The organism is Klenkia sp. PcliD-1-E (assembly GCF_024124375.1).
Taxonomy (GTDB): domain Bacteria; phylum Actinomycetota; class Actinomycetes; order Mycobacteriales; family Geodermatophilaceae; genus Klenkia.
In genome coordinates this window covers 1-13995 of sequence record NZ_JAMXRZ010000106.1, presented here as the reverse complement: position 1 = coordinate 13995, position 13995 = coordinate 1, and the positions used below count along the sequence as shown (strand labels likewise).

The window sequence follows — 13995 nt, the reverse complement described above, 5'->3', positions numbered from 1 at the left end:
CGGGGGCGGCTGGTCGCCGCCGGGGTGGCGGTGCGGGGCACGCCCGTGCGCGCCCACCTGCAGCTGATCAAGGCCACCGCCGAGACGGTCACCGCCCCGCCCGGTGAGCTGGCGGCCTCGGTCGAGGAGACCGAGCTGGTGCTGCGCTGGATGGAGAAGCCGGGCACCCGGCTGGTCGAGGTCACCGGCACGCTGGCCTGCCCCGTGCCCGGCACCGGCGGCCTGCGGGGGTTCCTGGAGCGGGTCGACGCGGGCCGGTCGGCCCGTGACCCGTTCGGCGAGCGAGACGGCGGCGGCAGCACCCGGGCCCGGCCCGACCGGGTGCGCGGCGCAGGAGGTCGGGCCCGCCGCGCGGCGCTAGCCTCGCCGGTGTGATCACCGCCATCGTCCTCATCGACGCCTCGACCGACTCCATCGGCGAGGTGGCCACCACCCTGGCCGACCTCGACGGCGTCAGCGAGGTGTACTCCGTCGCCGGTGGCGGCACCGACCTCATCGCCCTGGTGCGGGTCCGGGAGTTCGACGACGTGGCCGACGTGATCGCCGGGCGGATCAACAAGGTGCCCGGGGTGCTCGACACCCGCACGCACATCGCCTTCCGCGCCTACTCCCAGCACGACCTGGAGTCCGCGTTCTCCATCGGGCTGGAGGAGTAGGGCCTCAGCGGGCCTCCTGGCTCACCTGCGCCCACCGGTCGAGCAGGGCCGCGGCCCGGCCGTCGTCCACGGCGGCGGCCGCGCGCTGCAGCCCGGCCGCGAGCTGGTCGTGCAGCCGGCCGTCGCGCTCGTCGAAGGCGGTGAGCGCCGCGGCGGCGTTGAGCAGCACGGCGTCGCGCACCGGACCGCGCTCCCCCGCCACCAGACGGCGCACCACCTCGGCGTTGGCGCGGGCATCCCCGCCGCGCAGCGCGTCCGGTCCGGGTCGGGCCAGACCCAGTGCAGCCGGGTCGACCCGGTCGGGCACCACCTCGCCACCGCGGACCACCCAGACCGCCGACGTCGTCGCGGTGGTCAGTTCGTCGAGGCCGTCGTCGCCCCGGAAGACCAGGCCGCGGCTGCCGCGGCGGGCCAGCACCGCGGCCAGCACCGGGGCCATCCGGGTGTCGGCGCACCCGATCGCCACCGCGACGGGCCGGGCGGGGTTGACCAGCGGGCCGAGGAAGTTGAAGACGGTGCCGATGCCCATCTCCCGCCGGGGAGCCGCCGTGTGCCGGTAGCCGGGGTGGAAGACGGGGGCGAAGAAGAAGCCGATGCCGGCCTCGGCGACGCAGCGCACGACACCCGCCGCCGGCAGGTCGATGACCACGCCCAGCGCCTCGAGCACGTCGGCCGAACCGGAGGAGGACGACGCGGCCCGGTTGCCGTGCTTGGCCACCGGCGCACCGGCTGCCGCCGTGACCAGGGCGGCCATCGTGGAGATGTTGACGGTGTGCGCGCCGTCGCCACCGGTGCCGACGACGTCGACGCAGTCCTGCGGCAGCCGGACCGGGGTGGCCTGCTCGAGCATCGTGGCGGCCAACCCGGCCACCTCGGCCGGCGCCTCGCCCTTGGCCCGCAGCGCGACCGCGAACGCCGCCACCTGGGCCGGGGTCGCCTCCCCGGTCATGATCTCGCGCATCGCCCACGCGGTGTCGGCCTCGGACAGGTCGTGCCGGGCGATCAACCGGGACAGCAGGTCCCGCCACCTGGGCACGGTGGGCTCGGCGGCCGTGGTCGGCGTGGGCGCGCTCATCCGGCGCGGCCGCGCACGGCGGGCCGCGTGGTCCGTCCCCGCAGCAGACCCGCCACCGTCCGGGGGGCCACCAGCGGGTCGACCGGGTGGGTCAGCGTCGCCTCGGCCATCGACCAGTGCGCGAGCCAACGGTCGGCCTGCCGGGCGATGAGCACCAGCACTGGCGGGCAGTCCTCGACCTCGTGCTTGAGCTGGCGGCCGATCCCCATGCCCCCGGTGGGCTGGGCCTCGCCGTCGAGGATGCAGAGGTCCACCTCCCCGCCGTCCACGGCGGAGACCACCTCGGCGCCCGTGGCGCACTCCACCCAGCGCAGGGGGCCCACGTCGCCGGCGGGGTGGGTGCCGACCGCGGTGCGCACCGCCTCGCGCACCTCGGCCCGGTGGCTGAAGACCACCACGGTCCGCGGTCCCGTCCCGGCCGGTGCAGCAGCGTCGCTCACGGCAGCGACCCTAGTGCCCCGGCCGCTCCCGCGGGCCGCCCCGCAGCGGGCCGCGAAGATCACGGTCAGGTCACGACGGTCGCGCGCCGTTGCCGCGGCCGGACCGTCCTCCGACCCCCGCACCGGGCATCGATCGGCCCGGAACCGCGCCCGTCCGGGCCGATGCCGGGGCCCCGGCTCCCAGCGGTCTCCCGGGTTCGCCACGCAGGTGCACCCGCGCTCGTCCAGCGCCTGCACCGATGCCATGATGGCGCTGTGACAACGGCCCCCGTGGCGAGCAGCACCTTCGACACCTCGCGGGTGCACTCCCTGACCCGACCGAACATGGTCAGCGTCGGCACGATCATCTGGCTCGCCAGCGAGCTGATGTTCTTCGCCGGGCTGTTCGCCATGTACTTCACCGCCCGGGCACGGGCGGGCGAACCGTGGCCCCCGCCGCCCACCGAGCTCGACCTGCCCTACGCGGTGGTCTTCACGACCATCCTCGTGGCGTCCTCGGTCACCTGCCAGCTCGGCGTGTTCGCCGCGGAGCAGGGCAACGTCTACGGCCTGCGGCGCTGGTTCACCATCACCTTCGTCATGGGCCTGGTCTTCGTCCTGGGCCAGGCGAACGAGTACCGGGTCCTGGTGACCGAGCACGGCACCTCGATCTCCTCCTCCACCTACGGGTCGGTCTTCTTCCTCACGACCGGCTTCCACGGCCTGCACGTCATCGGTGGCCTCATCGCCTTCGTGTTCGTGCTCATGCGGTCCACGATGGGCCGTTTCACGCCGGCGCAGGCGACCTCCGCGATCGTGGTCTCCTACTACTGGCACTTCGTCGACGTCGTGTGGATCGGGCTGTTCGCCACGATCTACCTGATCCGCTAGGGAACCGGTGTCCACCACGAACCCCTCCTCCGACGCCCCGACGACCGAGGGCCGCTTCGCCGGTCTGCGTGCCCGCCTCGGCGGCCGGTCGGCCGGGTCCCCCGCCTCGGCCGCCCGGGCCCGCCGCCGCTCCAAGCAGCGGCGGCGGATGGCCAACGTGGCCGGCCTGATGGCCGCCCTGGTGCTGACCGGGGTGGGCTACTCGGCCATCGCCCCGGCCAACGCCGCCGACGAGGCCAGCGGCGGGCAGTCCACCGCCGAGGCCGCGGGTCAGGCGCTGTACGAGCGCAGCTGCATCAGCTGCCACGGCTCGAACCTGCAGGGCGTGCAGGACCGCGGCCCGTCCCTCATCGGGGTCGGCGAGGCCTCGGTCTACTTCCAGGTGCACACCGGCCGCATGCCGCTGGTCCGCCAGGAGGCCGACGCGGCCCGCAAGCCCCCCGTGTTCAGCGACGCCGAGATCGAGCAGCTGATGGCCTACGTGCAGGCCAACGGCGGTGGCCCGACCCTGCCGTCGGGCGACCTGCGCGACGGTGACCTGGCCGAGGGCGGCGAGCTGTTCCGCCTCAACTGCGCCAGCTGCCACAACTTCGTCGGCGAGGGCGGCGCGCTCTCCTCGGGCAAGGCGGCGCCGAGCCTGCAGGACGCGAACGACCTGGAGATCTACGCCGCCATGCTCAGCGGCCCGGAGAACATGCCGGTGTTCGGGGACAACCAGCTGACCCCCGAGGAGAAGCGCTCGATCATCGACTACGTGCAGACCCTCAAGGAGCAGGCCGACCCCGGTGGCGCCGGCATCGGCCGCGCCGGGCCGGTCTCCGAGGGCCTGGTGATCTGGGTCGTCGGCATCGGCGCCCTGCTGTTCGGGATCTTCTGGATGGGGACCAAGGCGTGAGCAAGGACGAGCGGGCCGGCTCCCGGCCCGACGACGAGGCGGGTCCGACCCACGGCGGGCCCGACGACGACTACACCCCGGCCCAGCTCGCCGGGATGGACCGCGAGGAGCTCAACCGCCTCGGGGCCCGGTACGACGGCGTCGAGGTCCTGCACGTCGACCCGCCGCCAGCCCCCGGGTCGGCCCTGGAGAAGCAGGCCGAGCGCCAGGTCTCGATGGCCTTCGGCATCGCCGGCCTGTTCGCCCTCGCCTTCGCCGTCGTCTACTTCGGGTCGGGCTGGTTCCTGCCGGACTGGCAGTGGGCCTCGGACGACAACGGCTGGAGCGCCTTCTACACACCGTTCCTCGGTGTCTGCATGGGCGGTGCGCTGATCTTCCTCGGCGTCGGCATGGTGCTCTTCGTCAAGAAGCTGCTGCCGCACGAGACCGCCGTGCAGGACAAGCACGACGGCTCGCACTTCGACCGCACCACGACCGCCGCCACCCTGATGGGCGGTGTCGACCGGGTCGGCTTCCCGCGCCGGAAGATGATCGGCCGCAGCCTCGGGTTCGCCGGCGGCGCGCTGGGCCTGGTGCTCATCGCCCCCATCGGTGGCCTCATCAAGAACCCGAACAAGGGCAACCCGCTGGGCACCACCGAGTGGGCCGACGGCGTCCGGCTGGTCCGCCAGGACGGCTCCCCGATCCGCCCGGGCGACCAGGAGCCCGGCTCGCTGGAGACCGTCTTCCCGGCCGTCCCCGGGGGCAACCTGGCCGCCGACGCCGCCACCATGCTCATCCGACTGCGGCCCGAGCAGATGTCGCAGCTGCAGCCCCGTGAGGGCCAGGCCGACTTCGGCTACGGCGACTACGTCGCGTACTCCAAGATCTGCACGCACGCCGGGTGCCCGGTCTCGCTGTACGAGCAGGAGACCAGCCGCATCCTGTGCCCCTGCCACCAGTCGCAGTTCGACGTGATCACCGGGGGCAAGCCGGTCTTCGGCCCGGCCACCCGCCCGCTGCCGGAACTGCCGATTACGCTGGACGACGAGGGATACTTCGTCGCGCGCAGCGACTACATTGAGGCAGTCGGACCCACCTACTGGAACCGAGAGCGGATCTGATGGCTACAACGATCACGCCGAACCAGCCGGCGCCCAGGATCAGCAAGGCCGCGTCGGAGGTCGACGAGCGCCTGGTCGTGGCGGGGCCTCTGCGGCGCACGCTGAACAAGGTCTTCCCCGACCACTGGTCGTTCCTGCTCGGGGAGATCGCCCTCTACTCGTTCGTGATCCTGCTGCTGTCGGGCACGTTCCTCACGTTCTACTACGACCCGTCGCTGTCGGAGACCGAGTACCAAGGCATCTACGCACCGCTGCGCGGCGTCGAGATGTCGCGGGCCTACGAGAGCTCGCTGGGCATCAGCTTCGACGTCCGCGGCGGTCTGCTCATCCGGCAGATCCACCACTGGGCCGCGCTGCTGTTCGTCGCGGCGATCGTGGTGCACCTGCTGCGCATCTTCTTCACCGGTGCGTTCCGCAAGCCCCGCGAGACCAACTGGGGCATCGGCGTGGTGCTGCTGATCCTGGCCCTGGCGATGGGCTTCACCGGCTACACCCTCCCCGACGACCTGCTCTCGGGCACGGGTCTGCGGATCGTCTCGGCGATCATCCTCAGCATCCCGGTGGTCGGTACCTGGGTGCACTGGGCCGTGTTCGACGGCGACTACGTCGGCGAGGTCATCCTCGGCCGGCTCTACATCGTCCACGTGCTGATCCTGCCGGCGATCATCCTGGCGTTGATCGCGTTGCACCTGCTGCTGCTGATCAAGCAGAAGCACACGCAGTTCCCCGGCCCCGGGCGCACCGAGCACAACGTGGTCGGCAACCGCTTGTTCCCCGCCTTCGCCGGCAAGGCCACCGCGCTGTTCTTCATCGTGTTCGGTCTGTGCGCGGCCCTCGGCGGTCTGGTGCAGATCAACCCGTTCTGGCTGTGGGGCCCGTACAACCCGGCGCAGGTGTCGGCCGGTTCACAGCCGGACTGGTACATCGGGTTCCTCGACGGGTCGACGCGTCTGTTCCCTGCCTGGGACATCAACCTGCCCGGTGACTACACGATCCCGGCGCTGTTCTGGCCGACCGTCGTCATCGCAGGTGCGATGTTCACGATCCTGGCGCTGTACCCGCAGATCGAGCGCAAGCTCACCGGCGACACCGCGTCGCACCACCTGCTGCAGCGTCCGCGCGACGTCCCGGTGCGCACGTCGCTGGGTGTCATGGCACTGACCTTCTACGGCGTGCTGTGGATCTCCGGCGGCAACGACCTGATCGCGGACAAGTTCGACATCAGCCTGAACGCGATGACGTGGTTCGGTCGCATCGGCTGCATCGTGCTGCCCCCGATCGCGTACATGCTCACCTACCGCATCTGCCTGGGTCTGCAGCGGCACGACCGCGAGGTGCTCGAGCACGGCATCGAGACCGGTGTCATCCGCCGGCTGCCGAGCGGTGAGTTCATCGAGGTCCACCAGCCGCTCGGCCCGGTCGACGAGCACGGCCACGGCCAGCTCACCTACGCCGGCGCTCCGGTGCCCAAGCGGATGAACCAGGTCGGTGGCGCCCGCCGCGCGGTGAAGGGCTTCTTCAAGCCGATCGAGCAGCCGCGCGACGTCGAGCTCGAGGCCCAGCGGGAGCGGCGCGGTCTGGCCGCTGCGGAGGCCGACCGCGAGGTCACCTCCGGCCGCCCGTCCGAGGGGGGGCGTCCCTCCGAGGGTGGTCGACCGCAGGACCCGCGCGACTGACGCGGCAGCACGTCCCAGCAGGGCCCCGGCGGATTCCGCCGGGGCCCTGTTGCGTTCCCTGCTCCCCACCCGGCCGGCGGCTCCAAGTGCGGGGCGCCCACAGGTGGTGACCTTGCAGATCGGCAACGCTGACGCGCCCGCCAGGGCCGTGTCGACGTTGCGGTTCTGCAAGGTCGACGGATCGCCCGCCCGGTAGCGGAGCAGGGCTCCTACCGAGCGAGTCGCATGCGCGTCCAGCCCACGGTCCGACCCGCCGAGCCCGGTCAGGTCGCCCACTCCCCGAGGCGGCCATCGGGCCGGCCAGGTCCATCGAGCCCGTCCGCTGCTGGACAGGCGCGAGACGCGGCCGGCAAACCACGCCACGGAGGTCGGTGCCGGACGACCTGGACGGGCCTGGGCGGGCCTGGGCGGGCCTGGCCATGACGCGGCAGGGCTGCGCGGGCAGGTGCGGTACCGGGCGGCGTGCCGACGCGACGACGTCGCCGGTCCCCGTCGACCGTCGACCCGGTGCACCGTCCTGGGTGGGGCGCCCACCACGTGGACGCGAGGAGCGTCCCCGAGCTGACGCAGGGTCGTCGTCCCCCCCACCCCCAGCAGACCAGGGGCCCGCCCGCCCCGTGGAACGCCGCCGGGCCCCGTCCACGGCGTGGACGGGGCCCGGCGGGGGCGGTGCAGGTCAGCTGTGCGCGTTCTGCCCCGTGTAGTACTCGAAGAGCAGCCCACCGATCGTGATGATCAGCGCGGCACCGGCCATGATGATCAGCCAGGGGTAGAAGAACGCCAGCGCCAGGCCCATGAGGGCGGCGGACAGCGCCAGGCCGAACGGCCAGTAGCTGCCGGGCGAGAAGAAGCCCAGCTCACCGGCGCCGTCGGCGATCTCGGCGTCCTTGAGGTCCTCGGGCCGCGAGTCGATGCGCCGGGAGACGAACCAGAAGAAGCCACCGATCAGGCCCAGCAGGCCGCCGGACAGCGCCAGGGCCGTCGTCCCGATCGGCTCGAGCGACCACAGGCCGTAGACCACGGCCGCGACGAACGCGAACAGCGCGATCAGGTTGAAGATGAGTGCTTCGACCTTCACGGTCGGTCCTCCCGCTGGTGGGTCCGGGTACGGGTCACGTCAGTTGCCGGCCGCGTCGAGCTGCTGGTTCTCGGTGAGCTGGTCGAACGGCTGCGTCGTGGTGGCCGCACCCGGCTGACCGATCCGCTCCAGGGCGTCGAAGGTCGACAGGCCCTCCTCGCGGGCGGCGAGGTAGGCCTGGTAGTCGTCCCCGGACACCGCACGGACCTCGAAGTTCATGTTCGCGTGGTAGGTGCCGCACAGCTCGGCGCAGCGGCCCACGAAGGCGCCCTCCTCGCGGACGGTCACCTGGAAGACGTTGTCGCGGCCGTTCTCGTTGCCCGGGATCACGTCGAGCTTGAAGAGGAACTCGGGGACCCAGAACGAGTGGATGACGTCGGCGGAGGCCACCTCGAAGCGGATGGACTGGTCGACCGGGACCACGAGGATCGGGATCTCGGTGCTCGAGCCGGTCGTGCTGACCGGGGTGCCGCCGTTGGACTCGGTGGTCTCCGGGTAGACGAACTGCCAGTTCCACTTGAACGCGTTGACCGCGATCGTCACGTCGGGGTTGTTGCTGCGCTCCTGCACCCGGTTCTGCACGACGACGGTGTAGAAGAACAGCACCGCGATCATGACGAACGGGATGATCGTGTAGACGATCTCCAGCGGCAGGTTGTACGCCGTCTGCTTGGGCAGCTCGTCGCCGCGCTTCCGGTGGCGGACCATCGACCAGAAGATCAGGCCCCAGACGGCGAAGCCGACGACGAGCGCGGCGATGACCGACCCGGTCCACAGGTGACGCATCTGCTCGGCCTGGTCGGTGACGCCCTCGGGCCAGCCGAACCGCCAGAAGGCGTTGTTCAGGTCGCACCCGGAGAGGGTGAGCACGGCCAGGGCGCCGAGCGCGGCGGTCCGCGCGAGCTTGCTCCGTCGAGCCACTGCCCGCTGCCTCCTTGTTCCTCCGCGCAGGGGATCCCGCACGGTCCGGCTGGTGGCGGCCTGCACGGTGTCCCGACAGGTCCTGCCCACTACGACCACAGTCAGGGCGAGCGTAGCCGACTGCACCGGGACGGCGACCCCTGGCCAGGGCCGCCGCGACGGGGGTGTCGGAGCGGGTGTGACCTGGCTCCGGAGCGCCGGTCGGCAACGGGCGGGCGGTTACAGTCGGGGGCGTGCTCCCCCGGTTGCTGACCCCCCGCTGGGTGCTCCTGCACCTGCTGGTGGCCGTGCTGTTCGTGGCCACCTTCTTCCTGGGCTACTGGCAGCTCACCAAGGCGGAGAACGGCGGCGGCGCGGTCAACTGGAGCTACGCGCTGCAGTGGCCGCTGTACGGGTTCATGGGGCTGTTCTTCTACGGGAAGATGGTCAAGGTCGAGCTCAACCGCGACCCCGACGAGGACGAGCCCGGCCAGGAGGTCGTGCTGTACCAGCGTCCGCGCATCGACACCACCGGCGACCCCGAGCTGGCCGCCTACAACCGGTACCTGGCCGAGCTGAACGAGAAGGCGTTGCGAGGTCGAGATGGCAACTGACACCACCGTCCCGCCGCGCACCGCGGCCGCGCTGAAGCGATACCAGGTCATGGCCTACGTGGTCGGCGTGATGCTGCTGGTGCTGGTCTTCGTCGCCATCCCCCTGCGGTACGGCTTCGGCGTGCCCGAAGTGTCCAAGGTCGTCTCGCCGATCCACGGCTTCCTCTACATCGTCTACCTCGTGACCGCCTTCGACCTCGCCCTCAAGGCGAAGTTCACCGCCAAGGGCACGCTGCTGGTGCTGCTGGCCGGCGTCGTCCCCTTCGTGTCGTTCTGGGCCGAGCGGCGCGTCAGCCGCCGGGTCCTGGCCGGCCAGCCGCTCTGACCCGCTCCGCTCCCCCGACCTCCCGGAGACCCTTGCCCGATGTGCGGCCTGCTCGCGTACCTGTCCACCGATGCCGAGCGGGTCGACCAGGCCCGGGTCGACGGCGTCCGCCACGCCCTGCACTGCCTGCACCACCGCGGCCCCGACGACACCGCGGTGTGGTCGGACGGGAACGCCGTCCTGGGGTTCAACCGGTTGTCGATCATCGACGTCGAGGGCAGCCCCCAGCCGCTCCCGTACGCCGGTGACCGCTACCGGATCCTGTTCAACGGCGAGGTCTACAACTACGTCGAGCTGCGCGAGGAGCTACGCGGGCTGGGCGCGGAGTTCGCCACCGAGGGCGACACCGAGACCATCGTCGCCGGCTTCCACCACTGGGGTCCCGACGTCGTCACCCGCCTGCGCGGCATGTTCGCCTTCGTCATCTGGGACACCGAGACCGGGACGGCGTTCGGCGCCCGCGACCCGTTCGGCATCAAGCCGCTGTTCACCGCGCGCCTGGCCGACGGCGGGCTGGTCTTCAGCAGCGAGAAGAAGGCCCTGCTGGAGCTGCTCGGCGGGTCCGACGCCGCGGGTGGGGTCGACCCCGCGTCCCTGCAGCACTACCTGACCCTGCAGTACGTGCCCGAGCCCGCCACCCTGCACCGCGGGATCCGCAAGGTGGAGAGCGGCACCCGGTTCACCGTGTCCGGCGGCGAGCTCACCACCGAGCGGTGGTTCCACCCGCGGTTCACCCCGCGACCGGTGCCGGCCGGCGGCGAGCAGGAGCTCTACGACCGGATCGCGGCCGTCCTCGACGACTCGGTCGCCAAGCACATGCGCGCCGACGTCACGGTCGGGTCGTTCCTGTCCAGCGGCATCGACTCGACCGCCATCGCCGCACTGGCCCACCGGTACAACCCCGACCTGCTGACCTTCACCGTCGGGTTCGCCCGGGAGTCGACCTCCGAGGTCGAGATCGCCGCGGAGTCCGCGGCGATCCTGGGCGTGCGGCACATCCCGGTCGAGATCACCGCGCAGCAGTTCGCCGACGCGATCCCCGAGGTCGTCTGGTACCTCGACGACCCGGTCGCCGACCCCGCGCTCGTGCCGCTGTACTTCGTCGCCCGCGAGGCGCGCAAGCACGTCAAGGTCGTGCTGTCGGGCGAGGGGGCCGACGAGCTGTTCGGTGGCTACACGATCTACCGGGAGCCGCTGAGCCTGGCCTGGGCCAAGGACCTGCCGGCGCCGGGACGCCGGGCGCTGACCCGGCTGGCCGGCCTGCTGCCCGAGGGCGTCCGCGGCCAGGACCTGCTCCGGCGCGCCGCCACCCCGCTGGAGCAGCGCTACTACGGCAACGCCCGGAACCTGCGCGACGACGAGCTGGCAGCGCTCATGCCCGGCCGCGACCGCGACCTGTCCCACGTGCAGGTCACCGAGGCGCTCTACGACCAGGCCCGGACCGCCGGCCACGACGACGTCACGGCCATGCAGTACGTGGACCTGTTCACCTGGCTGCGCGGGGACATCCTGGTCAAGGCCGACAAGATGACCATGGCCAACTCCCTCGAGCTGCGGGTGCCCTTCCTCGACCCCGAGGTCTTCGCGCTCGCCGCGACCCTGCCGCTGGGGATGCGCACGCCGCGCGGTCGTGGCCACGCCCGGGCGGGGACGACGAAGTACGCCCTCCGGCAGGCCATGCGCCAGATCGTGCCGCCGCGGATCATGGACCGCCGCAAGCTGGGCTTCCCGGTGCCGACGGCGGACTTCCTCGCCGGCCCGCTACACGACTGGGCGCGGGAGATCGTCACGTCCAGCCAGACGCAGCAGTGGCTGGACCGCGACGTCGTCCTCGGCCTGCTCGAGCGGCTGCGCGTCGCGGCGGCCCAGGGCGCGGCCCCGCACAAGCGGACGGCTCGTCAGCTCTGGGAGGTGCTCGTGTTCATGGTCTGGCACGGCATCTTCGTCGAGGAGCGCATCGTCGTCGACGTCCCCGAGACCGTCTACCCCGTGACGCTGTAGGGACGACGATGCCCGGTCCCCTGACGGGACCGGGCATCGTGACGGTGCTGGAACGACCCCTCCGCAGGGACCCGCGGCGTGCGGAGCACGTCGTGGGGGGGCGGAGGGGTCCTTCCTCAGCTGAAGCTGTCGCCGCAGGCGCAGGAGCTGCCCGCGTTGGGGTTGTCGATCGTGAAGCCCTGCTTCTCGATGGTGTCGACGAAGTCGATGGTGGCACCGCCGAGGTAGGGGGAGCTCATCCGGTCGACGATGACCTCGACGCCACCGAACTCGTGGGTCTGGTCGCCGTCGAGGAAGCGCTCGTCGAAGAAGAGCTGGTAGCGGAGGCCGGAGCAGCCACCCGGCTGCACGGCGATGCGCAGACGCAGGTCGTCGCGACCCTCCTGGTCCAGCAGCGCCTTGACCTTGGCCGCGGCCGGGTCGCTCAGGATGACGCCGGTGGCGGCCATCGGGGTCGACTCGGTGTCCTGCACGGTCATGTTCTGTCCTCCCACATCGAGGTCTGGTGCATCTGATCAGACCAACACCGCCGTGGCGGAGCTGCTTCCCACTGTACGGCGCGATCTCCCCGCAGCGGCTGTCGTGCAGGTCTCGGGTCCCGCCCGGCCACGTAGACTGCCCAGCTGTGAAGTTCCGCCTGCCCGGCCGCCGGCCCGCCGAGACCACCCCGGACCCGGCCTCCGACCTGACCGCCCAGCAGCTGACCACCGTCGGCAAGGGCCGCCCCACGCCCAAGCGCAGCGAGGCCCAGGGTCGCCGGCAGGGTCCCCCTCCCCCGCCGCCCACCACGCGCAAGGAGGCCTACAAGCGGATGCGGGAGCAGCAGGCGGCCAACCGCGGCAGCGCCCGCGAGGCCGCCGCGCGCGGGGACGACAGCGCCCTGCCCGCCCGCGACCGCGGTCCGGAGAAGCGCCTGGTGCGCGATGTCGTGGATTCCCGCCGCAACGCCGGCAGCCTCTTCCTCGTCGTCGCCGCGCTCGTGCTGGTCGGCTACTTCATCCCCAACCAGGCCGTGCAGAGCTACACCGTGTTCCTCTGGTTCGCCTTCTTCCTCGTCATCATCGGCGACTCCTTCGTGCTGGGACGGCGGATCAAGAAGAAGGTGGCCGAGCGGTTCCCGGACGCCCGCACCAAGGGCCTGGTCTGGTACGGCATCAGCCGCGCCACCATGGTCCGCCGCTGGCGCTTCCCCAAGCCCCAGGTCGGCCTCGGCGCCGAGGTGTAGCCCGGCCGACCCCGGCCTACGTTCGAGGGTGTGCAGACACGCCGACTGGGCCGCTCCGGCCTGAACATCACCGAACTCGCCTACGGCAACTGGCTGACCCACGGCAGCCAGGTCGAGGAGGACGCCGCGCACGCGTGCGTGCACGCCGCCCTCGACGCCGGCATCACCACCTTCGACACCGCCGACGTCTACGCCGGGACCAAGGCCGAGTCCGTGCTCGGCCGGGCGCTCGCCGGGCAGCGGCGCGAGTCCCTGGAGATCGCCACCAAGGTCTACTGGCCGACCGGCGAGGGTGCCAACGACCGCGGACTGGGCCGCAAGCACGTCATCGAGAGCTGCCACGCCTCGCTGCGGCGGCTGCAGACCGACTACGTGGACCTGTACCAGGCGCACCGCTACGACTCCACCGTCCCCCTCGAGGAGACGATGACCGCCTTCGCCGACCTCGTCCGGTCGGGCAAGGTGCTCTACGTCGGGGTGTCCGAGTGGCGGGCCGAGGAGATCGCCGCCGGCGCCGCGCTCGCCCGCGACCTCGGGATCCAGCTCATCAGCAACCAGCCGCAGTACTCCATGCTGTGGCGTGTCATCGAGGCCGAGGTCGTCCCGACGTCCGAGGCCGAGGGCGTCTCGCAGATCGTGTGGTCGCCACTGGCGCAGGGCGTGCTCACCGGCAAGTACCTGCCCGGCCAGGCGCCGCCGGCCGACAGCCGGGGTGGGCACGCCAGCGCCGGCGGCTCGATGAAGGGCTACCTGACCGACGACATCCTGACCCGGGTGCAGGGGCTCAAGCCGATCGCCGACGACCTCGGGCTGTCCATGGCCCAGCTCGCGCTGGCGTGGGTGCTGCAGAACGGGAACGTCGCCGCGGCCATCATCGGCGCCACCCGGCCCGAGCAGGTGCACGACAACGTGGAGGCGGCAGGCGTGGAGCTGTCGTCGGACGTGCTGACCCGCATCGACGAGGTGCTCGGCGACGTCGTCGAGCGCGACCCGGCCAAGACCAGCCGGGGCTGACCCTCACTGGTTGACCCTGGTGGCGCGGGAGGTTGGTTGACAGCCTGTCGTGGCACCCCGGTGCCGTCGGTGCATCGCCATGCTGACCGAGCTCTTCGAGGGCCTGCCTGAGAAGTGCGAGCC

15 protein-coding genes and 1 pseudogene are annotated in these 13995 nt (G+C 71.8%); 11 read left to right on the top strand and 5 right to left on the bottom strand.

Features of this window, described 5'->3' with window-relative positions:
- Both NH342_RS17895 and NH342_RS17890 read left to right on the top strand, forming a co-directional pair.
- Positions 1–375: pseudogene (locus NH342_RS17895) on the top strand (endonuclease); the annotation flags it as partial.
- The gene (locus NH342_RS17890; RefSeq protein ID WP_253016823.1) at positions 372–656 is read left to right on the top strand and encodes an Lrp/AsnC family transcriptional regulator; all 285 of its coding nucleotides are present in this window, start codon (positions 372–374) and stop codon (positions 654–656) included. The pseudogene NH342_RS17895 and the gene NH342_RS17890, both read left to right, overlap by 4 nt.
- A gap of 4 nt (positions 657–660) precedes the next feature.
- Here the strand turns inward: NH342_RS17890 and trpD are convergent, their stop codons facing one another.
- Entirely contained in the window at positions 661–1731 is a 1071-nt protein-coding gene (gene trpD / locus NH342_RS17885; RefSeq protein WP_253016822.1) for an anthranilate phosphoribosyltransferase, read from the bottom strand.
- Positions 1728–2171: a hypothetical protein gene (locus NH342_RS17880; protein WP_253016821.1), complete on the bottom strand. Its 444-nt coding sequence runs from the start codon at positions 2169–2171 to the stop codon at positions 1728–1730. The genes trpD and NH342_RS17880 overlap by 4 nt, the downstream gene beginning before the upstream one ends.
- 270 nt (positions 2172–2441) lie before the next feature.
- Between NH342_RS17880 and NH342_RS17875 the strand changes: the two genes are divergently transcribed.
- Genes NH342_RS17875 through NH342_RS17860 form a run of 4 tightly spaced genes read left to right on the top strand, consistent with a single transcriptional unit; the run spans position 2442 to position 6715 of the window.
- Positions 2442–3041 (top strand): heme-copper oxidase subunit III, encoded by a 600-nt coding sequence (locus tag NH342_RS17875; protein WP_374209484.1) that lies wholly within the window; start codon positions 2442–2444, stop codon positions 3039–3041.
- A gap of 7 nt (positions 3042–3048) precedes the next feature.
- A complete protein-coding gene (locus tag NH342_RS17870) occupies positions 3049–3936 on the top strand; it encodes a cytochrome c (protein WP_253016819.1) in 888 nt (295 codons plus the stop codon).
- Positions 3933–5039, top strand: a complete 1107-nt coding sequence (locus tag NH342_RS17865) for a ubiquinol-cytochrome c reductase iron-sulfur subunit (RefSeq protein ID WP_253016813.1) — start codon at positions 3933–3935, stop codon at positions 5037–5039. The genes NH342_RS17870 and NH342_RS17865 overlap by 4 nt, the downstream gene beginning before the upstream one ends.
- The gene (locus NH342_RS17860) at positions 5039–6715 is read left to right on the top strand and encodes a cytochrome bc complex cytochrome b subunit (RefSeq protein WP_253016812.1); all 1677 of its coding nucleotides are present in this window, start codon (positions 5039–5041) and stop codon (positions 6713–6715) included. The genes NH342_RS17865 and NH342_RS17860 overlap by 1 nt, the downstream gene beginning before the upstream one ends.
- 676 nt (positions 6716–7391) lie before the next feature.
- Here NH342_RS17860 and NH342_RS17855 read toward each other — a convergent pair.
- Together NH342_RS17855 and coxB are read right to left on the bottom strand one after the other, a co-directional pair.
- Entirely contained in the window at positions 7392–7793 is a 402-nt protein-coding gene (locus NH342_RS17855) for a cytochrome c oxidase subunit 4 (RefSeq protein ID WP_253016811.1), read from the bottom strand.
- Between the two features lie 39 nt (positions 7794–7832).
- Entirely contained in the window at positions 7833–8714 is an 882-nt protein-coding gene (coxB, locus tag NH342_RS17850; RefSeq protein WP_253016810.1) for a cytochrome c oxidase subunit II, read from the bottom strand.
- Between the two features lie 233 nt (positions 8715–8947).
- On the opposite strand from coxB, the gene NH342_RS17845 reads away from it, so the two are divergent.
- Genes NH342_RS17845 through asnB form a run of 3 tightly spaced genes read left to right on the top strand, consistent with a single transcriptional unit; the run spans position 8948 to position 11633 of the window.
- On the top strand, positions 8948–9307 hold the full coding sequence (locus NH342_RS17845) for a metalloprotease (protein WP_253016809.1): 360 nt from the start codon (positions 8948–8950) through the stop codon (positions 9305–9307).
- Complete coding sequence (locus NH342_RS17840) at positions 9297–9632, top strand: DUF3817 domain-containing protein (protein ID WP_253016807.1); 336 nt, start codon at positions 9297–9299, stop codon at positions 9630–9632. The genes NH342_RS17845 and NH342_RS17840 overlap by 11 nt, the downstream gene beginning before the upstream one ends.
- Positions 9633–9671: 39 nt before the next feature.
- Positions 9672–11633 carry an asparagine synthase (glutamine-hydrolyzing) gene (asnB, locus tag NH342_RS17835; RefSeq protein ID WP_253016805.1) on the top strand — a complete coding sequence of 654 codons (1962 nt, stop codon included), beginning with the start codon at positions 9672–9674 and terminating at the stop codon, positions 11631–11633.
- 116 nt (positions 11634–11749) lie between these two features.
- Here the strand turns inward: asnB and NH342_RS17830 are convergent, their stop codons facing one another.
- Complete coding sequence (locus NH342_RS17830; RefSeq protein ID WP_253016803.1) at positions 11750–12112, bottom strand: iron-sulfur cluster assembly accessory protein; 363 nt, start codon at positions 12110–12112, stop codon at positions 11750–11752.
- Positions 12113–12258: 146 nt separating this feature from the next.
- Here NH342_RS17830 and NH342_RS17825 point away from each other — a divergent pair, with 146 nt between their 5' ends.
- Together NH342_RS17825 and NH342_RS17820 are read left to right on the top strand one after the other, a co-directional pair.
- A complete protein-coding gene (locus tag NH342_RS17825; RefSeq protein WP_253016801.1) occupies positions 12259–12858 on the top strand; it encodes a DUF3043 domain-containing protein in 600 nt (199 codons plus the stop codon).
- A 30-nt stretch (positions 12859–12888) separates the two neighbouring features.
- Positions 12889–13872 carry an aldo/keto reductase family protein gene (locus NH342_RS17820; RefSeq protein WP_253016799.1) on the top strand — a complete coding sequence of 328 codons (984 nt, stop codon included), beginning with the start codon at positions 12889–12891 and terminating at the stop codon, positions 13870–13872.
- Positions 13873–13995: the final 123 nt, after the last annotated feature.